Origin of the sequence: Burkholderia sp. 22PA0099, from assembly GCF_047497165.1 — a bacterium.
In the GTDB taxonomy this organism is placed as follows: Bacteria; Pseudomonadota; Gammaproteobacteria; order Burkholderiales; family Burkholderiaceae; genus Burkholderia.
This window is the reverse complement of sequence record NZ_CP163165.1, coordinates 3,463,010-3,482,835: the sequence shown is the minus strand read 5'-3', so window position 1 is coordinate 3,482,835 and position 19,826 is coordinate 3,463,010. Positions and strand designations below refer to the sequence as shown.

The window sequence follows — 19,826 nt, the reverse complement described above, 5'->3', positions numbered from 1 at the left end:
CGGGAGAATTGCCTGATCAGGCGCGGGCCGATACGACCGGCCGGCAGCCAGGGGCACCTGCGAATGCGGCTTCAAAGCACGGATGACCACTCCGCGCGCCATGCGGCGCGCTAAGCCTGTAACCGGGCAATGCCACGCAGTACGCGGCGCAAGTTGCGCGCGACGCTGCTGGGCGGCATGTGCTGCGGCCAGGCCGCAGCGGGGAGTATCGAATCCAGCCCGACTTTCCCGCCTGGGGTGTTCTACCCTGGTTTGACGTCGCCGGCTTCGCACGCTTCGCGAAACCTGGGGTGGCGCACGCCGTCATAATCGCAACCGGCAGCGCGGCCGGCCTGAATCGTGCCGGTCTGCCGCTGCCAATTAAATTCTTTTTGTCCAACATTCCGTTACCGCGGCACGCTTCCGACCGAATCCGCCTGTGGGCGCGATCCTTGCCGGGATGAAGTGCCGTGCGTGCAACTTTTGCTGCTTCTCTTTTATGCAAGGGTGAGCAGCAGACCCCTGGCGCAAGTAAAATAGCGGTTTGCGCTTGCGCCCTTCGCAATCCGCCCGAAACCGGCCGATCCGGCCGCACGCAGCGGAAAGCTCGGCAAAATTATATTCAGTATGAATGAGTTAGGCAAAATATCCCAGAAATCGGTCGAGAGCGGTCAGGTTTCCATGGTCGAGATCGGTGATGATTCTGCCGGTCAACGTATCGACAACTTCCTGTTGCGCGTCTGTAAGGGCGTGCCAAAAAGTCACATCTATCGCATCCTGCGCAGTGGCGAGGTTCGTGTCAACAAGGGCCGGATCGATGCCCAGTATCGGCTGGCCTATGGCGACATCGTGCGAATTCCGCCGATCCGGCTCGCCACACCGGATGCCGCGCAAGAGGCCGCCCCGGTGCCGGCCGCCGAATTCGAGATCCTGTTCGAGGACGACGCGATGGTCGTCATCAACAAGCCGGCCGGTGTGGCGGTGCACGGCGGCAGCGGCGTATCGTTCGGCGTGATCGAGCAAATGCGCGCGGCACGGCCCACGGCCAAGTTCCTTGAACTGGTGCATCGGCTCGACCGCGAAACCTCGGGCATCCTGATGCTGGCCAAGAAGCGCTCGGCACTGGTCGGGCTGCACGAGCAGATCCGCGAAAATCGCATGGACAAGCGTTACTACGCCTGCGGCCATGGCGAGTGGGCGCCCGACTGGGGGCGCCGGCGGGCCGTCAAGGCGCCGCTGTTCAAGTATTTGACGCCCGACGGCGAGCGCCGCGTGCGCGTGCAGGACGACGGCGTGTCGTCGCACACCGTGTTCAACCTGATCGACAGTTGGCCCGGCTATGCATTTCTCGAAGCGGAGCTGAAAACGGGTCGGACCCACCAGATCCGCGTACACTTGGCCCACCTTGGGCTGCCGATCGCCGGCGACGCGAAGTACGGCGATTTCGCCCTGAACAAGGCGTTGGCGCGTGCGAACGCGCGCCCTTCGCTGAAGCGCATGTTCCTGCACGCCTATCGCCTGAAGCTCGTGCATCCGCTGTCCGGCGACACGCTGCAGTTCGACGCGCCGCTGCCCGACGAATGCCGGCGCTTTCTCGACCAACTCAACGAACTGCGCGCTTCCGGCGCATGAACCGCATGTCCCGACAGCAATTTGACCTGATCGTTTTCGACTGGGATGGCACGCTGATGGATTCGACGGCGCACATCGCGCTGAGCATCCAGGCGGCCTGCCGCGATCTCGGCCTGCCGGCGCCGTCCGACGACGCCGCGCGCTATGTGATCGGCCTTGGCCTGCGTGACGCGCTGGCGATCGCCGCGCCCACGCTCGATCCGTCCCACTACGCGAAGCTCGCCGAGCGGTACCGGTTCCACTATCTGGTGAAGGATCAGCGCATCGAGCTGTTCGCGGGCGTGCGCGAGATGCTCGAAGAGCTGCGCGACACCGGCTACCTGTTGGCCGTGGCCACCGGCAAGGGCCGCGTGGGCCTGAACCGCGCGCTCGACGAAACCAAGCTCACGCGCTTTTTCGATGGCACGCGCTGCGCCGACGAAACCTTCTCCAAGCCGCATCCGGCCATGCTGCACGAACTGAGCCGGGAACTGGGGCAGGATCTGGCGCGCACCGTCATGATCGGCGACACCACCCACGATCTGCAGATGGCGGCCAGCGCCGGCGCGGCCGGCATCGGCGTCGCCTACGGCGCGCATCCGGCCGAATCGCTGGCGGCGCTGTCGCCGCGTTTTCTTGCCGACGATGTCGGCGCGCTGGCCGGCTGGCTGCGCGAACACGCATGAGCGGCGAGGCCGTATTCGTCTGCGCGTCGGCCGCCCTCGTCGACGGCGGCGCGGGCATCCGGGTGCCGGCCACGTTGCGCGGCGAGTCGGTCGTGGTGTTCTTCGTGCGCTACGACGGCCGTGCCTACGGCTACCTGAACCGCTGCGCGCATGTGCCGATGGAGCTGGACTGGAACGAGGGCCAGTTCTTCGAATCGTCCGGCCTCTATCTGATGTGCGCCACCCATGGCGCGATCTACACCCCCGATACCGGCAAATGCGTCGGCGGCCCGTGCCGCGGCGCGCGGCTGCGGGCCGTCGAGGTGGACGAGCGCGATGCGCCCGAGGGCCGCGCCGTCTACTGGCTGCCCGACGCCGAGCTGCTGCCGCAGGCTTCCTGACCGATTTCCCGACCCTCACTGGCTTCCCGCATGACCGACCAAACGACTCCCCCCGATGCACCCGGCGCCGAGCGTGACGCAGGCCGCCAACCGCTGAACGAGCCCACCTGGGAGCGCACCGCGCTCGAACGCATTGCAATGGCCGCGATCGTCGAGCAGCGCGCGGCGCGCCGCTGGCGGATCGGCTTCCGTTTCCTGTGGCTCGTGGTGGTGATCGGGCTGGTGTTCGCGATCTTCGATTTTTCCAACGACGGCAAGCTGTCGAGCAGCCGCCACACGGCGCTCGTGACGATCGACGGCGAAATCGCCGCCGGCACCAACGCCAACGCGGAAGACATCAATTCGTCGCTCGACGACGCGTTCTCCGATTCGGGCACGGTCGGCGTGGTGTTGCGCATCAACAGCCCGGGCGGCAGCCCGGTGCAGGCCGGTATCGTCTACGACGAGATCCGCCGGCTGCGCAAGAAATACCCGGCCAAGCCGCTCTACGTGGTGGTCAGCGACATGTGCGCCTCGGGCGGGTACTACATCGCAGCGGCGGCCGATCGCATCTACGTCAATCAGGCCAGCATCGTCGGCTCGATCGGCGTGCTGATGGACGGCTTCGGCTTCACGGGGCTGATGGACAAGCTCGGCGTCCAGCGCCGCCTGCACACCTCGGGCGAGAACAAGGGCTTCTTCGATCCGTTTTCGCCGGAAACGCCGAAGATGGACGCGCACGCGCAGGAGATGCTCGACGAGATCCACGCGCAGTTCATCAAGGCCGTGAAGGATGGCCGCGGCAAGCGCCTGCACGATTCGCCGGATCTGTTCTCCGGCCTGTTCTGGACTGGCGCGAAGAGCGTCGAACTGGGGCTGGCCGACGGCTTCGGCACCACCGACAGCGTCGCGCGCGACGTGCTGAAGGCGCCCGATATCGTCGATTACACAGTCAAGGAAAGCCTCGGCAACCGCGTGGCGCGCAAGTTCGGCGCGGCGATCGGTGGCGGGGCGGTGAAGTCGGCGCTGTCGGCGGGCGGCATCACGCTGCGCTGATCGCCGGCAATGCGTTTGGCCGGGCCGCGTCAGCGCGCCCGGCCAAACGCGTCAGTTCGCCAGCAACAGGAAGATCGCGGGCCGTTTCTGCAGATTCGGCGCCGGTTTCTTCTTCCAGTCGGCCGCGCTGCGGCTGACGATGGTTTCCGTTTCCAGCGTCAGGTCGGCCGCCACGCAGATCAACGTGGACGGCGCGCAGGTCGCGATCAGCGTCTCCAGCATCGCCTGGTTGCGGTACGGCGTCTCGATGAAAATCTCCGTTTCCCTGCCTTTGCGCGATTGCTGTTCGAGCTCGCGCAGCCGTTTGGCGCGCGCGGCGGCATCGACCGGCAGGTAGCCGTGGAACGCGAAGGTCTGGCCGTTCAGGCCCGAGGCCATCAACGCCAGCAGGATCGAGCTGGGGCCGACCAGCGGCACCACCTTCACGCCGCGCTCGTGGGCGCGGCGCACCAGCAGCGCGCCCGGATCGGCGACGGCGGGGCAGCCCGCCTCCGACACCAGCCCGGCGTCCGCGCCGGCCAGGATCGGCGCGAGCAGGCGCTCGATCTCGCCGGCCGGCGTCTTGACGTTCAACTCGCGGATCTCGATTTCCTGGATCGGCCGTTCGACGCCGACTTTCTTCAGGAACACGCGGGTGGTCTTGGCGTTCTCGCCGATGTAATAACCGAGCGAGGCGGCGCGCGCCTGCACGGCCGCGGGCAACACGGCGGCCAGCATCGAGTCATCGCCGTCGCCGAGCGTGTTCGGGATCAGATACAGCGTACCGGCGCTCATCCCCGCACCTCCGCGCCGAACAGCGGCAGGCCCGCTTCGCGCAACATGCGCGTCAGCGCGATCAGCGGCAGGCCGATCAGCGCGGTCGGGTCGTTTGAATCGATCGCGTCGAGCAGGGCGATGCCGAGCCCTTCCGATTTCGCGCTGCCGGCCACGTCGTAGGGCGTTTCGGCGCGCAGGTAGGCATCGAGTTCGGCGTCGGACAGCGAGCGAAAGCGCACGCGCGTGATCGCGTCCTCGATCTGCGTGTGGCCGTTGCGGCTGTCGAAAACGCATAGGGCACTATGAAATTCGACTTCGCGACCGCGCATCGCCTGCAATTGTTCGAGCGCGCGTTCGTGGCTGCCCGGTTTGCCGATCTGGCGGCCGTCGAAGGTGGCGACCTGGTCGGAGCCGATCACGATCGCGCCGTCGAGTGCATCGAGCTGACCGGCGACGGCGCGCGCCTTGGCGGCGGCGAGCCGCAGCGCAGTGTCGGCCGGTGTTTCGCCGTCTTGCGGGGTTTCGTCGAGATCGGGTGTGACGACGTCGAACGGGATTTTCAGGCGTTCGAGCAGTTCGCGCCGGTAGCGCGAACTGGACGCCAGGATCAGCCTGGGCGGGCGGGAAAACGTGGTCATCATGGGGCGTCGGAAGCGGCGTCGCGGGCTTGCGCAGCGCGGCAGGTTAAGTGATTGACTCGAAAAGATAAAACGGATATAGTTTTGCGCTTTTCATCGGCAGCGATGCTGATCGGTTCGATCGATCGGCGCAAGGGCCCGAGCGGCAAAGCGGCCAGGCCTGTGTCTCGGTCCGCCGGTCGATTCGGGTTCGGCGATGTCGGCAAAAGCAAGGTGAAAGCCAAGCGAACAACGCGGGAGCGCACATGAATTCCTCTTCTGGCAAACCTGCGGTGTCGCTCGATCCGCATCTCGTCGACCTGTTCGAATTCGCCCGCAGCGGGCGGCAATCGGCAGGCGCGGTGCGGCTCTCGCAACTGCCGCGCATGTTAAACGAAGTGCCGGCCGACGCGCCAGACCGCGACACCACGTTCACGTGGCAGGCGGAAGGCTCGACGCAAGCGGAACTGCAGGAAGACGGCAGCGAGCTGGCCCAGCCGTATCTGCGCCTCGCGCTGCACGGCACCGCGTGGCTCGGATGCCAGCGCTGCATGGCTCCGTATCAGCAGGCCTTCGATGTCGACATGCTGTATCGAATTGTTGCAACCGAAGAAGAAGCGGAAGCCATTCCGCTCGATGAGACCGATGAAGTCGATGTGATCGTGGGTTCGCGCCAGTTCGATCTCGTCGACTTGATCGAGGAAGAGCTGTTGCTCTCGTTGCCGCTCGTTCCGAAGCACGAAAGCTGTCCGTCGGTTCACGAAAGTCTCGTATCGGGGGTGAGCGGTCCCGCCACCGATACCGAGGATCTCGATGAAGAATCCGAAGGCGGCGAGGTGCCCGGCGATGAGCGGCCCAATCCGTTCGCGGCGCTCGAAGCGCTGAAGCGGGACGGCGACAAGAAACACTGACGTAGGTGGAGCACGGGAAGGCGTCGGGCGGGAGTGCCTGGATGGATAGCGCCGATTCGGGCTGTGTTAGAATCCGGAAAATTTTTAGGAGTTAGTCATGGCAGTTCAGCAAAACAAGAAGTCGCCGTCGAAGCGCGGCATGCACCGTTCGCACGATTTCCTGACGACGACGCCCCTGGCCGTCGAGCCGAGCACGGGTGAAGTGCATATGCGTCACCACATCAGCCCGAACGGCTACTATCGCGGCAAGAAAGTCGTCAAGACGAAGAACGACTAAGCACCTTGCGTCGCGCCCGCCCGCACCATTGCAGGGGGACACGCGTGACGCCCGGTTCGCTTGACACTTTCCTGGCTCAACAAGAAGGCGGCATTCAACTGCCGCTTTTTTGTGCCTGAAATTCGTCGCACTCCATGACAGTAAAGCTCACGATCGATTGCATGGGAGGCGACCACGGCCCGTCCGTGACCGTTCCCGCGGCAGTCAAGTTTGTCCGTGCGCATCCCGATGCGCACCTGATGCTGGTCGGCCTCGATTCGGCCATCCGCTCCCAGCTGAAGAAGCTCAAGGCGCTCGACGATCCTTCGCTGTCGATCGTCGCGGCGACCGAAGTGGTGGCGATGGACGATCCCGTCGAAGTCGCGCTGCGCAGGAAGAAAGATTCCTCGATGCGCGTCGCGCTCAATCACGTCAAGGACGGCGCCGCCCAGGCCTGCATCTCGGCCGGCAACACCGGTGCGTTGATGGCCGTGTCGCGCTACGTGCTCAAGACGCTGCCCGGCATCGAACGGCCCGCCATCGCCTCGGCGCTGCCGAATCCGTCCGGCTACACGATGATGCTCGACCTCGGCGCCAACGTCGATTGCGAGCCTCAGCACCTTCTCCAGTTCGCCGAAATGGGGCATGCGCTGGTCGCCGCCCTCGAAGGCAAGGAGCGCCCGAGCATCGGCCTGCTCAACATCGGCGAAGAGGTGATCAAGGGCAACGAGACCATCAAGCGCGCCGGCGAGCTGCTGCGTACCAGCACGCTCAATTTCCGCGGCAACGTGGAAGGCAACGACATCTACAAGGGCACGGTCGACGTGATCGTCTGCGACGGTTTCGTCGGCAATGTCGCCCTGAAGACGTCCGAAGGCCTCGCGCAGATGCTCGCCAACATCATCAAGGAAGAGTTCAGCCGTTCGCTCCCCAGCAAGCTGATGGCGATCCTCGCGCTGCCGGTGCTGATGCGCTTCAAGAAGCGCGTCGACCACCGCCAATACAACGGCGCGGCGCTGCTCGGCCTGCGCGGCCTGGTGATCAAGAGCCACGGTTCCGCCGATGCCTACGCGTTTGAGTGGGCTATCAAACGCGGGTATGATGCGGTCAAAAATGGCGTGCTGGAGCGCCTTTCCCGGGCCATGGCGGAAAACGCGATGCCGCTTGGCGAAAGCGGTCACGACGCGGGCGGGGCCGGTCAGGCAGCACCGTCTGCAGGCCAGCAGGCCGAACCTTCTGCCGGTTTGTCCTCCAAAGCATAAATGGCCCAATCGACTCTCTATTCCCGCGTGCTCGGCACGGGCAGCTACCTGCCGCCCAACCGCGTCACGAATCAGGCGCTCGCCGACCGCCTCGCGAAAGACGGCATCGAAACCAGCGATGAATGGATCGTCGCGCGCACCGGCATCCATACGCGCCATTTCGCCGATCCCGACGTCACGACCAGCGATCTCGCCCTGATCGCCGCGCAGCGCGCGATCGAAGCGGCCGATATCGATCCGCAGTCGATCGACCTGATCATCGTCGCCACCTCCACACCCGATTTCGTCTTTCCCAGCACCGCCTGCCTGCTGCAGAACAAGCTCGGCATCCGCAACGGCGGCGCCGCGTTCGACGTGCAGGCCGTGTGCTCGGGCTTCGCCTATGCGCTGGCGACGGCCGACAGCTTCATCCGCAGCGGCCAGCATCGCAACGCGCTGGTGATCGGCGCCGAAACCTTCTCGCGCATCCTCGATTTCAAGGACCGCACCACCTGCGTGCTGTTCGGCGACGGCGCCGGCGCGGTCGTGCTGTCCGCCTCGGAAGAGCCGGGCATCCTCGGCAGCGCACTGCACGCCGACGGCAGCTACTCGCACATCCTCTGCACGCCGGGCAACGTGAACGGCGGCGTGATCGCGGGCAGCGCGTTTCTTCACATGGACGGCCAGGCGGTGTTCAAGCTCGCCGTGAACGTGCTGGAGAAGGTGGCCGTCGAAGCGCTGGAGAAGGCGAATCTGACGCCCGACCAGGTCGATTGGCTGATTCCGCACCAGGCGAATATCCGTATCATGACCAGCACTTGCCGCAAGCTCGGCTTGCCGCAGGAGCGCATGGTCGTCACCGTCGGCGAACACGGCAACACGTCCGCCGCATCGATCCCGCTCGCGTTCGACGTGGCGGTGCGCGACGGCCGCATCCAGCGCGGCCAGACCGTGCTGGTCGAAGGCGTCGGCGGCGGCTTCACGTGGGGCGCATCGGTGTTCCGCTTCTGAGCGGAGCCGCGCTTCACCGGGCGCGCCCAGGCCGGCGCGTCGTTCGAACGAATCAAACGAGGACGAGATGAAATTTGCATTTGTTTTTCCGGGGCAGGGTTCGCAAGCGGTCGGCATGCTCAACGCATTCGCCGAGTTCGCCGTGGTGCGCGAAACGGTCCAGGAGGCGTCCGATGCGCTGAACCAGGATCTCGGCAAGCTGATCGCCGAAGGCCCGGCCGAAGAACTGAACCTCACCACCAACACGCAGCCCGTGATGCTGACGGCCGCCTACGCGTGCTATCGCGCCTGGCAACAGGCCGGCGGCCCGGCGCCGTCGATCGTCGCGGGCCATAGCCTCGGCGAATACACGGCGCTGGTCGCCTCGGGCGCGCTCGCGTTTCGCGACGCCGTGCCGTTGGTGCGTTTCCGCGCACAGGCCATGCAAAGCGCCGTGCCGGTCGGCGAGGGCGGCATGGCCGCGATCCTCGGCCTCGACGACGACACGGTGCGCGCGGTGTGCGCCGAGGCATCGGAGGCCGGCGTGGTCGAAGCCGTCAATTTCAACGCGCCCGCGCAGGTCGTGATCGCCGGCACCAAGGCCGCGGTCGAGAAGGCCTGCGAAGTCGCCAAGGCGAAGGGTGCGAAGCGCGCGCTGCCGCTGGCGGTGTCGGCGCCGTTCCATTCGTCGCTGCTCAAGCCAGCCTCGGATCAACTGCGCGACTACCTGGCCGGCGTCACGATCGCCGCGCCGCATATTCCCGTGGTCAACAACATCGACGTTGCCGTCGTGTCGGATCCGGCTGCCATCAAGGATGCGCTGGTGCGCCAGGCGGCAGGCCCGGTGCGCTGGGTCGAATGCGTCCGGCATATCGCGGGCACGGGCGTCACGCATCTGGTCGAATGCGGGCCGGGCAAGGTGCTGATGGGCCTGACCAAGCGCATCGATGGCGAACTGACGGGCGCAGCCGTGTACGATCCGGCGACGCTCGACGACGTGCTGAAGCTCGTCACCGCCTGACCGCATTCCGATTCATCCGATTCACGGAACAACATGGACAAGACTCTCGACAAACAGGTGGCGATCGTCACCGGCGCGTCGCGCGGCATCGGCCGGGCAATCGCGCTCGAACTCGCGCGCCAGGGCGCGACGGTGATCGGCACGGCCACCAGCGAAGCGGGCGCCGAAGGCATCGGCGCGGCGCTCGGCGAAGCCGGCCTGGCCGGCCGCGGTGCGGTGCTGAACGTGAACGACGCCGCGTCGAGCGATGCGCTGATCGATTCCGTCGTCAAGGAATTCGGCCGTCTCGACATCCTCGTCAACAATGCCGGCATCACCCAGGATCAACTGGCGATGCGCATGAAGGACGACGACTGGGACGCCGTGATCGACACCAACCTGAAATCGGTGTTCCGCCTGTCGCGCGGCGTGCTGCGCCCGATGATGAAGGCCCGTGGCGGCCGCATCATCAACATCACGTCGGTGGTGGGATCGCTCGGCAATCCGGGCCAGGCCAACTACGCGGCTGCCAAGGCCGGCGTGGCCGGCCTCACGCGTGCGCTGGCACGTGAAATCGGCAGCCGCGGCATCACCGTCAATTGCGTGGCGCCGGGCTTCATCGATACCGACATGACCAAGTCGCTGCCCGAAGAACAGCAGGCCGCACTGAAAACCCAGATTCCGCTCGGGCGCCTCGGCAGCACCGACGATATCGCTCACGCCGTCGCGTTCCTCGCCTCGCCGCTCGCCGGGTATATCACCGGCACGACGCTGCATGTGAACGGCGGTATGTACATGTCGTAACGGAATTCGTTTACCATCCGCGCCGTATGTCGGATGGAGGCGCTGTCGGCGCCTGTCGAACCGCAATGCCGGCGCGCATTTTTGGAGGCATCAAACCTGATAAAATGCGCGCACTTGTAAATCTCAAACTTCCCTCGGAGGGGTAATGGACAACATCGAACAACGTGTCAAGAAGATCGTCGCCGAGCAACTGGGCGTGGCCGAAGGCGAAATCAAGAACGAAGCTTCGTTCGTGAACGACCTCGGCGCAGACTCGCTCGACACCGTCGAGCTGGTGATGGCGCTCGAAGACGAGTTCGGCATGGAAATCCCGGACGAAGAGGCCGAAAAGATCACGACGGTTCAGCAAGCGATCGACTACGCTCGCGCGAACGTCAAGGCCTAACCAAGGCAACGCCACTTGCAACGTTGTCGAAACGCTGCATGGGCGCCAGATCTCGCCGCCGGCACGCTTGCCGGCCGCGCTAACAGCCACAGGGCTCGCAGGGCTGGTTCCTGCGGCCCCTGTGGCTTCTGTTTTTGTCATCCTATGGAAAAGAGGGTACCGTGAGCCGCCGTCGAGTTGTTGTTACAGGCCTTGGGCTGATCTCGCCTGTTGGCAATAATGTTGCCGACGGGTGGGCCAATCTCGTCGCCGGGAAGTCCGGCATTGCCAACATCACCAAGTTCGATGCAACGAACTACTCGACCCGCTTTGCGGGCGAGGTGAAAGGCTTCAACGTCGAAGACTACCTGCCCGCGAAAGAAGCGCGTCACATGGATACCTTCATCCATTACGGCATCGCGGCAGGCATGCAGGCCATGAAGGACTGCGGCCTGGAAGTGAACGAGGAAAACGCCGAGCGCATCGGCGTGATCGTCGGCTCGGGCATCGGCGGTCTGCCGATGATCGAAGTCACGCAAACCGAGCTGCTGAACCGCGGCCCGCGCCGGATTTCGCCGTTCTTCGTACCGGCCTCGATCATCAACATGATCTCGGGCCATCTGTCGATCAAGTTCGGTCTGAAAGGCCCGAATCTCGCCATCGTGACGGCCTGTACCACCGGCCTGCACTGCATCGGCGAGGCCTCGCGCATGATCGAATACGGCGACGCCGACGTGATGATCGCGGGCGGCGCGGAAGCCACCGTGTCGCCGCTCGGCATCGGCGGCTTCGCGGCCGCGCGTGCCTTGTCGCAGCGCAACGACGATCCGGCGACGGCGAGCCGTCCGTGGGACAAGGATCGCGACGGCTTCGTGCTCGGCGAAGGTGCGGGCGTGATGGTGCTCGAGGAGTACGAGCACGCCAAGGCACGCGGCGCGAAGATCTACGCCGAAATCAGCGGCTACGGCATGAGCGGCGACGCCTATCACATGACCGCACCGCTCGAGGATGGCGATGGCGCCCGCCGCTGCATGCTGGCTGCGCTGCGCAACGCCGGCATCAACGTCGATCAGGTCGATTACCTGAACGCGCACGGCACGTCGACGCAACTCGGCGATCTGGCCGAAACGACCGGTATCAAGCGTGCGTTCGGCGATCGCGCCAAGCAGATGGTGGTCAACTCGACGAAGTCGATGACGGGCCACTTGCTGGGCGGGGCGGGCGGCCTCGAATCGGTGTTCACGGTGCTCGCCGTGCACAACCAGGTGTCGCCGCCGACCATCAACATCTTCGATCAGGATCCGGCATGCGATCTCGATTACTGCGCGAACGAAGCGCGGAACATGAAGATTGATGTCGCGCTGAAGAACTCCTTCGGCTTTGGCGGGACTAACGGCACGCTGGTTTTCAAGCGCGCCTGAAGCGGGATCGCTTGACGGGTCCCTCCCTTCCACACTTCCCTGGCACGCAGCCTGTCGCGCTGCGTGCATCGACGACGCTGCGCGTCGTGCTGGCAGCCTTCGTCGTGCTTTGCGCGGCGGCTGCCGGTGCGAGCGCAGCGTCGTTCGTCGGGAGCGTGGAAGCGGTGTTCGTCGGGTTGCTGAGTGCTGCCTTGCTCGCCTCGGTGGCGCGTGAAACCAGTGCGCGCCGTGTGCCGTGCGCGTTGCTGCTCGAACCGGGTACCGGCGCGTTGGCCGTGTACGATGGTTCGGGGCGACGCCTCGCGCACGGTGCCGTGGTTCGCTGCACGCATTGGGCGGACCGGCTGCTGGTGCTCGAGATTGCACGCGAGCACGGGCGGCCGGTGCCGTTCCTGGTGCCGGCCGATGCCATCGAGCCGCGCGCGTTTCGCGCGCTGTCGGTGGCCGGCAGGCGAGCCGGCCGCGATTAGCGGCGGGTGCGTGGGCCACGGCCGCTTTCGCGGCGCGCCGGTGGGCGTTGGTACAATAGCGCTCCGCGTTGCATCCCTAGTTAACGGATTTGTCAGGTGAGTGAAAAAGAAATCGATCAGGTTCTGGTCGAACGCGTTCAGAAAGGCGACAAGGCGGCGTTCGAACTCCTGGTCTCCAAATACCACCGCAAGATCCTCCGGCTGATCTCGCGCCTCGTGCGGGATCCCGCCGAGGTCGAGGACGTGGCCCAGGACGCGTTCATCAAGGCATACCGCGCGCTGCCGCAGTTTCGCGGCGAATCCGCGTTCTATACATGGTTGTACCGAATTGCCGTCAATACGGCCAAGAACTACCTTGCGACCCAGGGGCGCCGCGCGCCGACATCCACTGAAGCGGATGCGGAAGAAGCGGAAACTTTCTCGGACGCAGACCAACTAAGGGATATCAACACGCCCGAGTCGATGTTGATGAGCAAGCAGATCGCCGAAACGGTGAACGCTGCGATGGCCCTGCTGCCCGAGGAATTGCGTCAGGCCATCACATTGCGGGAAATCGAGGGCCTGAGTTACGAAGAAATCGCGGAAATGATGAACTGCCCGATCGGCACCGTTCGTTCGCGAATCTTCCGGGCCCGTGAGGCGATCGCCAACAAGTTGCGTCCGCTTCTCGACACGCCCGAAGGCAGGCGCTGGTAAGGCCTGCCCCGGGGTGCGGAAACGGCACGGGGTCCAGTTATACAGAGTCGTGTGTCACGACGGGGTATTGAAGATGGGGAGCATCATGGGGTCGGTCTCTACGCAATCGCATTCGCAAGGCCGCTCGCAACGCGAGCGTCTATCCGCACTGGTCGACGGCGATTCGCCCGATGGCCTGCCGCTCGGCCAGATCCTGGCCGCGTTCGGCGACACGGAGCGTCGCGCCTGGTCCGAGTTTCACGCGATCGGCGACGCACTGCGTTCCGACGATCTCGCGATCGCGCCGGCGGTCAGCCACGCCTTCAGCGCCCGGTTTTCCGCCGCGTTCGCGGCCGAGCCGCACCTGATCGCGCCGGCCGCGCTGACGGTCGAGGCCGCTGCACCGGCGCCGCGCAGCGCGCTGCGCCGCCGTCTCGTGCCGGGGCTGGCGGTGGCCGCCGCGGCCGCCATGTTCACCTGGATCGTCGTGCCGCAAATGCAGGGCGCGGGCCAGCCGGGTGTCTCGCAGGTGCAGGTGGCATCGGTGGCGCCGCAGGATCTGCAGCGTGTGTCCGCGCCGGCCCGTCAGGATCTGAACATCATCCGCGACGCGAGCCTCGACCAATACCTCGAAGCGCACCAGCAATTCGCGCAGCAGCCCGTCGTGTCGGGCTCGATGCCGCTCATTCGCACCGCCGTCACGACGCAAGGCCAATAAACTCGATGCGGACATTGCTGTTGAATCGCGCCACTTCCGGCTGGACGCGGCTGCCTGCGCTCGTGTTGTGCGCCGCCGCACTGATTTCCGTTCACAACCACGCGATCGCGCAACCCGCACTCGATCCGGCCGCCGGCCCGCAAGCCGCGGCCGCCTGGCTGGACCGCATTCAGCAGGCCGCGCAAGCTCAGAACTACGACGGCACCTTCGTGTTCCAGCGCGGCAATTACGTGCAGTCGTCGCGCATCACCCACGTCGCGGCCAAGGGCGGCGAATACGAGAAGATCGAAAGCCTCGACGGCAAGCCGCGCAAGCTGCTGCGTCATAACGACGATCTCGTCACGTTCGTGCCCGAGCGTCATCTGTGCGTGGTCGAGCGTCGCCAGAACCGTGACGCGTTCCCGTCGCTGCTCGGCGCGAGCGGCGAACAGGTGCTGTCGGCCTACGACGTCAAGCCGGCCGGCCAGGATCGGGTGGCCGGTATCGACGCGCAGGTTGTCGAACTGGTGCCGAAGGACGCGAACCGCTTCGCCTACAAGCTCTGGACCGACGCCAAGACTGGCCTGCTGCTGCGTACGCAGACGCTCGACGCCGACGACCACGTGCTTGAGCAGGTAGCGTTCTCGCAATTGCAGATCGGCGCCGCGAATCCGGCCGAAAAAACCATCATCGCGAACAGCATCCGCAACCTCGACAACTGTACCGTGGTGCGCCCGCCGGTGGCGCCGGTCGACATCGAGGCGCAGGGCTGGAAGATCGCGCCGAGCGTGGCCGGTTTCCGCAAGATCCGCGAAGTGCGCCGGCCGATGGCCGCGCGCGATCCGAAGGCCGCGCCGATCGCCGTCGATCAGGCCGTGTTCACCGACGGCCTCGCTACCGTGTCGGCCTTCATCGAACCGGTGGAAAAGGGTTCCACTCGCAAGGAAGGGGCGGGCAGCACCGGCGCCACCCATGTGTTGGTCAAGCGCAGCGGCGATTTCTGGATCACCTTGCTGGGCGAAGTGCCGCAGGCAACCTTGCAGCAGTTCGCGGGTGCCATAGAATACAAGCCTTCGAAGTAAGCTCCCGGTTCCCCGACATGATCAAGACCACGCTGCGTACCTGGACGGCCGCGGCGGCGATGACGGCGTGCTTGCCCGTTGCGTCGCTGGCCGCGCAAACCGCTTCGCCCACCTCGGGTGCGTCGGCGCCGGCTGCCGCATCGGTGCCGGTTGCACCGCCTTCCGCGCCCGCGGCCCGCGCCGCGTTGCCCGATTTCGCCGATCTGGTCGAGAAGGCCGGCCCGGCCGTGGTCAACATCCGCACCACGGCCACCGTGCCGGTCGATCCGCGCGGCGCGTTCCAGCCAGGCCCGGACGACGGCGACATGTCGGAGTTCTTCCGCCGCTTCTTCGGCATCCCGCTGCCGCAAACGCCGGGGGCGCCCAAGAGCGCGCCCGATGCGCCCGACACCGAACAGAACCGCGGCGTGGGCTCCGGCTTCATCCTGTCGCCCGACGGCTATGTGATGACCAACGCGCACGTGGTCGATGACGCCGACACGATCTACGTGACGCTGACCGACAAGCGCGAATTCAAGGCCAGGCTGATCGGCGTGGACGAGCGCACCGACGTCGCGATTGTCAAGATCAACGCCGCCAATCTGCCGAGCGTGTCGATCGGCGATTCCAACAAGGTGCGCGTGGGCGAGTGGGTGGTCGCGATCGGTTCGCCGTTCGGGCTGGACAACACGGTCACGGCCGGCATCGTCAGCGCGAAGGGCCGCAACACCGGCGATTACCTGCCGTTCATCCAGACCGACGTCGCGGTGAACCCCGGTAATTCGGGCGGCCCGCTGATCAACATGCAGGGCGAGGTGATCGGCATCAACTCGCAAATTTATAGCCGGACCGGCGGCTTCATGGGCATTTCGTTCGCGATTCCGATCGACGAGGCGATACGCGTGGCCGAGCAGTTGAAGACCTCGGGCAAGGTCACGCGCGGGCGCATCGCCGTGGCGATCGGCGAGGTCACCAAGGATGTCGCCGATTCGCTCGGCCTGCCGCGTGCGCAGGGCGCGCTGGTCAGCAGCGTCGAGCCGGGCGGCCCGGCCGACAAGGCCGGCGTGCAGGCCGGCGACATCATCCTCAAGTTCAATGGGCGTGACGTCGAGGAAGCCACCGATCTGCCGCGCATGGTCGGCGACACCAAGCCGGGCTCCCACGCGACGGTCACGATCTGGCGCAAGGGCACCTCGCGCGATCTGCCGATCATGATTGCCGAAGTGCCGGCCGAGAAGAGCGCGCGCAACGCCGACGGCAAGCCGAGCCAGCCGGTCAAGCCGCGCCAGAGCAATGCGCTCGGCCTGACGGTCAGCGATCTGACGGCCGATCAACTGAAAGCGGCCAAGGTGCCGAACGGCGTGCACGTCGATGCGGCCGACGGCCCGGCGGCGCGCGCCGGCCTCAAGCGCGACGACATCGTGATTCGCGTGGGCGACACCGATATCACCAACGCCAAGCAATTCGTCGACCTGACGTCGAAGCTGGACCCGTCGAAGATGGTGGCGGTGCTGGTGCGGCGCGGCGACAACACGCAGTTCGTTCCGCTGCGTCCGCGCCAGAAGTAACCGCGGCGCGTGGCCTTCACCCTCTACGGCCGCGGCTGGTGCCACCTGTGCGATGATCTGCGCGCGGCGCTGGCCCCGGTCGCGGCCGAGTTTCAGGTGGCGGTGACGTACGTCGATATCGACGCCGATTCCGCGCTGGTGGCGCGCTATGACGAGGACGTCCCGGTGCTGCTGCTTGACGGCGCCGAGGTGTGCCGCCACCGGTTCGATGCGGTCGCGGTGCGCGCGGCGCTGTTGCGGCGCGGCGTGGCCGGCGGGGCGCGGTAAAGGCGCCGGTCGGTCCGGCAAGCGGCCGTCCCGACACACATTCCTGCAGTTTTCGTGCCTTATCTGGCCGGGCGCGGCCAAAATGCCGCCTCTGCCAAGCCTTTTCGGCTAAAATAGGCTGTTTTTTCACCGACTTACAAGGCGTGCTCCGCAGTCGTCGAGCGCGCCTTTTTCGCTTGATCGGCACTGAATGGATCATATTCGCAATTTCTCGATCATCGCGCACATCGACCACGGCAAGTCGACGCTCGCGGATCGCATCATCCAGGTATGCGGTGGCCTCTCCGACCGCGAAATGGAAGCGCAGGTGCTCGACTCGATGGATCTCGAGCGCGAGCGCGGCATCACGATCAAGGCACAGACGGCCGCATTGTCCTATCGCGCACGCGATGGCAAGGTCTACAACCTGAACCTGATCGACACCCCGGGGCACGTCGATTTCTCGTATGAAGTGAGCCGCTCGCTGTCGGCCTGCGAGGGCGCGTTGCTGGTCGTCGATGCAAGCCAGGGCGTCGAGGCGCAAACCGTCGCGAACTGCTACACGGCGATTGAGCTCGGCGTCGAGGTGGTGCCGGTCCTGAACAAGATCGATCTGCCGGCGGCCAACCCGGAAAGCGCCATCGAGGAAATCGAGGACGTGATCGGCATCGATGCGACCGATGCCACGCGTTGCAGTGCCAAGACGGGGCTCGGCGTCGAAGATGTGCTCGAAGCGCTGATCGCCAAGGTGCCGCCGCCGAAGGGCGATCCCGACGCGCCGCTGCAGGCGCTGATCATCGATTCGTGGTTCGACAACTACGTCGGTGTGGTGATGCTGGTGCGCATCGTCAACGGCACGCTGCGTCCGAAGGAAAAGATCAAGCTGATGGCCACCGGTGCGCAATACCCGGTCGAGCATGTCGGCGTGTTTACCCCGAAATCGCGCGATCTCGAATCGCTGTCGGCCGGCCAGGTGGGTTTCATCATCGCCGGCATCAAGGAGCTGACGGCCGCGAAGGTGGGCGATACCGTCACGCACGTCGCCAAGCCGGCGCCGGAGCCGCTGCCGGGCTTCAAGGAAGTGAAGCCGCAGGTGTTCGCGGGCCTTTACCCGGTCGAGGCGAACCAGTACGACGCGCTGCGCGAATCGCTCGAAAAGCTGCGCCTGAACGACGCCTCGCTGCAATACGAGCCGGAAGTGTCGCAGGCGCTCGGCTTCGGCTTCCGCTGCGGCTTCCTCGGCCTGCTGCACATGGAAATCGTGCAGGAGCGCCTCGAGCGCGAATTCGACATGGACCTGATCACCACGGCGCCCACCGTGGTGTACGAGGTCGTGCAGGCCAACGGCGAAATCATCAAGGTCGAGAATCCGGCCAAGATGCCCGATCCGGGCCGCATCGCGGAAGTGCGCGAGCCGATCGTCACCGTGAACCTGTACATGCCGCAGGAATACGTCGGGGCGGTCATCACGCTGTGCGAACTGAAGCGCGGCTCGCAGATCAACATGCAGTACCACGGCCGCCAGGTGCAGTTGACCTACGAAATCCCGATGGCCGAAATCGTGCTCGATTTCTTCGATCGCCTGAAATCCACTTCGCGCGGCTATGCGTCGATGGATTACGAGTTCAAGGAATACCGCTCGTCGGACGTGGTCAAGGTCGACATGCTGATCAACGGCGACAAGGTCGATGCGCTGTCGGTCATCGTGCACCGTTCGCAGTCGCAATATCGCGGCCGCGAAGTGGCGGCGAAGATGCGCGAGATCATCCCGCGCCAGATGTACGACGTGGCGATCCAGGCCGCGATCGGCGCGAACATCGTCGCGCGCGAAAACATCAAGGCGCTGCGCAAGAACGTGCTGGCCAAGTGCTACGGCGGCGACATCTCGCGAAAGAAGAAGCTGCTCGAAAAGCAGAAAGCCGGTAAGAAGCGCATGAAGCAGGTGGGTTCGGTCGAGATCCCGCAGGAAGCGTTCCTCGCGATCTTGCGGGTCGAAGACAAATAACAGGACTGATCCTTTTATGAATTTCGCATTGATTCTGTTTGTGCTCGTCGTGTTGACGGGGATTGCGTGGGTGCTGGACAAGCTGGTGTTCCTGCCGGGCCGTCGCAAGGCGGCCGACCAAGCGGCAGCCGAGTTCGACAATCAGCAAGCGCGCGTCGAGGCGCGCTTCGCCGACGAAAACGCCGATGCGACGCGCGCCAAGCTGCGCGACGAGAAGCTGCGCCAGCCGTGGTGGCTCGAATACACGGCAAGCTTTTTCCCGGTGATTCTGGCGGTGTTCGTGGTGCGCTCGTTCGTGGTGGAGCCGTTCAAGATTCCGTCGGGCTCGATGGTGCCGACCTTGCTGGTGGGCGATTTCATCCTCGTCAACAAGTTCGAATACGGCCTGCGCCTGCCGATCACGAACCAGAAGGTCACCTCGGGCAGCCCGCTCGCGCGTGGCGACGTCGTGGTGTTCCGCTATCCGAAGGATGAGTCGGTCGACTACATCAAGCGCGTGATCGGCCTGCCGGGCGACACCGTGCAGTACTACGACAAGAAGCTGACCATCAATGGCCAGGCCGTGCCCGAAACGCCGCTGCCCGATTTCTTCGACGAAGAACGCATGAACTATGCGAAGCAGTACGAAGAAACCATCGACGGCCGCAAGAACGCGATCCTGAACAACCCGGCCGTGCCGCCGTTCGTGATGGGCGCCGACGATTTCCCGTACAAGAGCAACTGCCAGTACAACGAGCACGGCGTGACCTGCAAGGTGCCGCCGGGCCACTACTTCATGATGGGCGACAACCGCGACAACAGCGCGGACAGCCGCTACTGGGGCTTCGTGCCCGACAAGGATGTGGTCGGCCGCGCGTTCTTCATCTGGATGAACTTCAGCGACCTGAAGCGCATCGGCTCGTTCCACTGAGCCACCGGTCGATCCCGGCCAGCATTGCGCGACGGCCACGCGCAATGCTGGCAAATCACTTCAAGAACCCGCGGTAACACCGCTTCGACACGCCTTTTCACGCCCGGCATCCGTCACTCGACGGCACCCGCGGCCGCGTTATA

The 19,826-nt window shown here is 65.2% G+C and carries 22 protein-coding genes; 20 read left to right on the top strand and 2 right to left on the bottom strand.

From position 1 onward, the window contains the following. Positions 1-606 precede the first annotated feature (606 nt). From AB4851_RS30785 to AB4851_RS30770, 4 genes are read left to right on the top strand one after another with little or no spacing between them, the layout of a single operon-like run. A complete protein-coding gene (locus AB4851_RS30785) occupies positions 607-1,611 on the top strand; it encodes an RluA family pseudouridine synthase (RefSeq protein ID WP_414450107.1) in 1,005 nt (334 codons plus the stop codon). 5 nt (positions 1,612-1,616) lie between these two features. Then, positions 1,617-2,276, top strand: a complete 660-nt coding sequence (locus AB4851_RS30780) for an HAD-IA family hydrolase (RefSeq protein ID WP_414450106.1) — start codon at positions 1,617-1,619, stop codon at positions 2,274-2,276. Beyond that, the gene (locus tag AB4851_RS30775; RefSeq protein WP_414450105.1) at positions 2,273-2,656 is read left to right on the top strand and encodes a Rieske (2Fe-2S) protein; all 384 of its coding nucleotides are present in this window, start codon (positions 2,273-2,275) and stop codon (positions 2,654-2,656) included. The genes AB4851_RS30780 and AB4851_RS30775 overlap by 4 nt, the downstream gene beginning before the upstream one ends. Positions 2,657-2,686: 30 nt before the next feature. Next, a complete protein-coding gene (locus AB4851_RS30770) occupies positions 2,687-3,691 on the top strand; it encodes a S49 family peptidase (RefSeq protein WP_414450104.1) in 1,005 nt (334 codons plus the stop codon). 51 nt (positions 3,692-3,742) lie between these two features. Here the strand turns inward: AB4851_RS30770 and AB4851_RS30765 are convergent, their stop codons facing one another. Beyond that, a complete protein-coding gene (locus tag AB4851_RS30765; RefSeq protein ID WP_414450103.1) occupies positions 3,743-4,465 on the bottom strand; it encodes an SAM-dependent methyltransferase in 723 nt (240 codons plus the stop codon). After that, on the bottom strand, positions 4,462-5,088 hold the full coding sequence (locus AB4851_RS30760) for a Maf-like protein (RefSeq protein ID WP_414450102.1): 627 nt from the start codon (positions 5,086-5,088) through the stop codon (positions 4,462-4,464). The genes AB4851_RS30765 and AB4851_RS30760 overlap by 4 nt, the downstream gene beginning before the upstream one ends. Before the next feature lie 242 nt (positions 5,089-5,330). On the opposite strand from AB4851_RS30760, the gene AB4851_RS30755 reads away from it, so the two are divergent. From AB4851_RS30755 to lepB, 16 genes are all read left to right on the top strand, one after another. After that, on the top strand, positions 5,331-5,975 hold the full coding sequence (locus AB4851_RS30755; protein WP_414450101.1) for a DUF177 domain-containing protein: 645 nt from the start codon (positions 5,331-5,333) through the stop codon (positions 5,973-5,975). Positions 5,976-6,072: 97 nt separating this feature from the next. Beyond that, a complete protein-coding gene (gene rpmF / locus AB4851_RS30750; protein ID WP_010105341.1) occupies positions 6,073-6,252 on the top strand; it encodes a 50S ribosomal protein L32 in 180 nt (59 codons plus the stop codon). Positions 6,253-6,386: 134 nt separating this feature from the next. Continuing rightward, the gene (plsX, locus tag AB4851_RS30745) at positions 6,387-7,493 is read left to right on the top strand and encodes a phosphate acyltransferase PlsX (RefSeq protein ID WP_414444284.1); all 1,107 of its coding nucleotides are present in this window, start codon (positions 6,387-6,389) and stop codon (positions 7,491-7,493) included. After that, positions 7,494-8,483 carry a beta-ketoacyl-ACP synthase III gene (locus AB4851_RS30740; RefSeq protein WP_414444285.1) on the top strand — a complete coding sequence of 330 codons (990 nt, stop codon included), beginning with the start codon at positions 7,494-7,496 and terminating at the stop codon, positions 8,481-8,483. It begins immediately after the preceding gene. A gap of 67 nt (positions 8,484-8,550) precedes the next feature. After that, entirely contained in the window at positions 8,551-9,483 is a 933-nt protein-coding gene (fabD, locus tag AB4851_RS30735; RefSeq protein ID WP_414450100.1) for an ACP S-malonyltransferase, read from the top strand. A 33-nt stretch (positions 9,484-9,516) separates the two neighbouring features. Then, complete coding sequence (gene fabG / locus AB4851_RS30730) at positions 9,517-10,266, top strand: 3-oxoacyl-ACP reductase FabG (protein ID WP_414444287.1); 750 nt, start codon at positions 9,517-9,519, stop codon at positions 10,264-10,266. Between the two features lie 145 nt (positions 10,267-10,411). Then, positions 10,412-10,651 carry an acyl carrier protein gene (acpP, locus tag AB4851_RS30725; protein WP_012735022.1) on the top strand — a complete coding sequence of 80 codons (240 nt, stop codon included), beginning with the start codon at positions 10,412-10,414 and terminating at the stop codon, positions 10,649-10,651. A 161-nt stretch (positions 10,652-10,812) separates the two neighbouring features. Next, on the top strand, positions 10,813-12,051 hold the full coding sequence (gene fabF / locus AB4851_RS30720) for a beta-ketoacyl-ACP synthase II (RefSeq protein WP_414450099.1): 1,239 nt from the start codon (positions 10,813-10,815) through the stop codon (positions 12,049-12,051). A gap of 11 nt (positions 12,052-12,062) precedes the next feature. Beyond that, the gene (locus tag AB4851_RS30715; protein ID WP_414450098.1) at positions 12,063-12,521 is read left to right on the top strand and encodes an RNA polymerase subunit sigma; all 459 of its coding nucleotides are present in this window, start codon (positions 12,063-12,065) and stop codon (positions 12,519-12,521) included. Between the two features lie 96 nt (positions 12,522-12,617). Then, positions 12,618-13,217: an RNA polymerase sigma factor RpoE gene (gene rpoE, locus AB4851_RS30710; RefSeq protein WP_414444290.1), complete on the top strand. Its 600-nt coding sequence runs from the start codon at positions 12,618-12,620 to the stop codon at positions 13,215-13,217. 85 nt (positions 13,218-13,302) lie between these two features. Beyond that, entirely contained in the window at positions 13,303-13,914 is a 612-nt protein-coding gene (locus AB4851_RS30705) for an RseA family anti-sigma factor (protein WP_414444291.1), read from the top strand. Positions 13,915-13,919: 5 nt separating this feature from the next. Continuing rightward, positions 13,920-14,975, top strand: coding sequence for a MucB/RseB C-terminal domain-containing protein (locus AB4851_RS30700; RefSeq protein ID WP_414450097.1), 1,056 nt, complete (start codon positions 13,920-13,922; stop codon positions 14,973-14,975). Between the two features lie 17 nt (positions 14,976-14,992). Continuing rightward, a complete protein-coding gene (locus AB4851_RS30695) occupies positions 14,993-16,522 on the top strand; it encodes a DegQ family serine endoprotease (protein ID WP_414450096.1) in 1,530 nt (509 codons plus the stop codon). Between the two features lie 9 nt (positions 16,523-16,531). Beyond that, a complete protein-coding gene (locus AB4851_RS30690; RefSeq protein ID WP_414450095.1) occupies positions 16,532-16,789 on the top strand; it encodes a glutaredoxin family protein in 258 nt (85 codons plus the stop codon). A gap of 190 nt (positions 16,790-16,979) precedes the next feature. Beyond that, entirely contained in the window at positions 16,980-18,773 is a 1,794-nt protein-coding gene (gene lepA / locus AB4851_RS30685; protein WP_414450094.1) for a translation elongation factor 4, read from the top strand. A 16-nt stretch (positions 18,774-18,789) separates the two neighbouring features. Further along, positions 18,790-19,683 carry a signal peptidase I gene (lepB, locus tag AB4851_RS30680; RefSeq protein ID WP_414450093.1) on the top strand — a complete coding sequence of 298 codons (894 nt, stop codon included), beginning with the start codon at positions 18,790-18,792 and terminating at the stop codon, positions 19,681-19,683. The last annotated feature ends 143 nt before the right edge of the window (positions 19,684-19,826 follow it).

Coding starts and splice junctions, on each gene's coding strand:
- AB4851_RS30760 (WP_414450102.1), bottom strand. CDS start 5,088: ATGATGACCACGTTTTCCCGCCCGCCCAGGCTGATCCTGGCGTCCAGT.
- lepB (WP_414450093.1), top strand. CDS start 18,790: ATGAATTTCGCATTGATTCTGTTTGTGCTCGTCGTGTTGACGGGGATT.
- rpmF (WP_010105341.1), top strand. CDS start 6,073: ATGGCAGTTCAGCAAAACAAGAAGTCGCCGTCGAAGCGCGGCATGCAC.
- AB4851_RS30785 (WP_414450107.1), top strand. CDS start 607: ATGAATGAGTTAGGCAAAATATCCCAGAAATCGGTCGAGAGCGGTCAG.
- fabD (WP_414450100.1), top strand. CDS start 8,551: ATGAAATTTGCATTTGTTTTTCCGGGGCAGGGTTCGCAAGCGGTCGGC.
- fabG (WP_414444287.1), top strand. CDS start 9,517: ATGGACAAGACTCTCGACAAACAGGTGGCGATCGTCACCGGCGCGTCG.
- AB4851_RS30695 (WP_414450096.1), top strand. CDS start 14,993: ATGATCAAGACCACGCTGCGTACCTGGACGGCCGCGGCGGCGATGACG.
- acpP (WP_012735022.1), top strand. CDS start 10,412: ATGGACAACATCGAACAACGTGTCAAGAAGATCGTCGCCGAGCAACTG.
- lepA (WP_414450094.1), top strand. CDS start 16,980: ATGGATCATATTCGCAATTTCTCGATCATCGCGCACATCGACCACGGC.
- AB4851_RS30780 (WP_414450106.1), top strand. CDS start 1,617: ATGTCCCGACAGCAATTTGACCTGATCGTTTTCGACTGGGATGGCACG.
- AB4851_RS30775 (WP_414450105.1), top strand. CDS start 2,273: ATGAGCGGCGAGGCCGTATTCGTCTGCGCGTCGGCCGCCCTCGTCGAC.
- AB4851_RS30770 (WP_414450104.1), top strand. CDS start 2,687: ATGACCGACCAAACGACTCCCCCCGATGCACCCGGCGCCGAGCGTGAC.
- AB4851_RS30755 (WP_414450101.1), top strand. CDS start 5,331: ATGAATTCCTCTTCTGGCAAACCTGCGGTGTCGCTCGATCCGCATCTC.
- AB4851_RS30740 (WP_414444285.1), top strand. CDS start 7,494: ATGGCCCAATCGACTCTCTATTCCCGCGTGCTCGGCACGGGCAGCTAC.
- AB4851_RS30700 (WP_414450097.1), top strand. CDS start 13,920: ATGCGGACATTGCTGTTGAATCGCGCCACTTCCGGCTGGACGCGGCTG.
- AB4851_RS30765 (WP_414450103.1), bottom strand. CDS start 4,465: ATGAGCGCCGGTACGCTGTATCTGATCCCGAACACGCTCGGCGACGGC.
- plsX (WP_414444284.1), top strand. CDS start 6,387: ATGACAGTAAAGCTCACGATCGATTGCATGGGAGGCGACCACGGCCCG.
- AB4851_RS30705 (WP_414444291.1), top strand. CDS start 13,303: ATGGGGTCGGTCTCTACGCAATCGCATTCGCAAGGCCGCTCGCAACGC.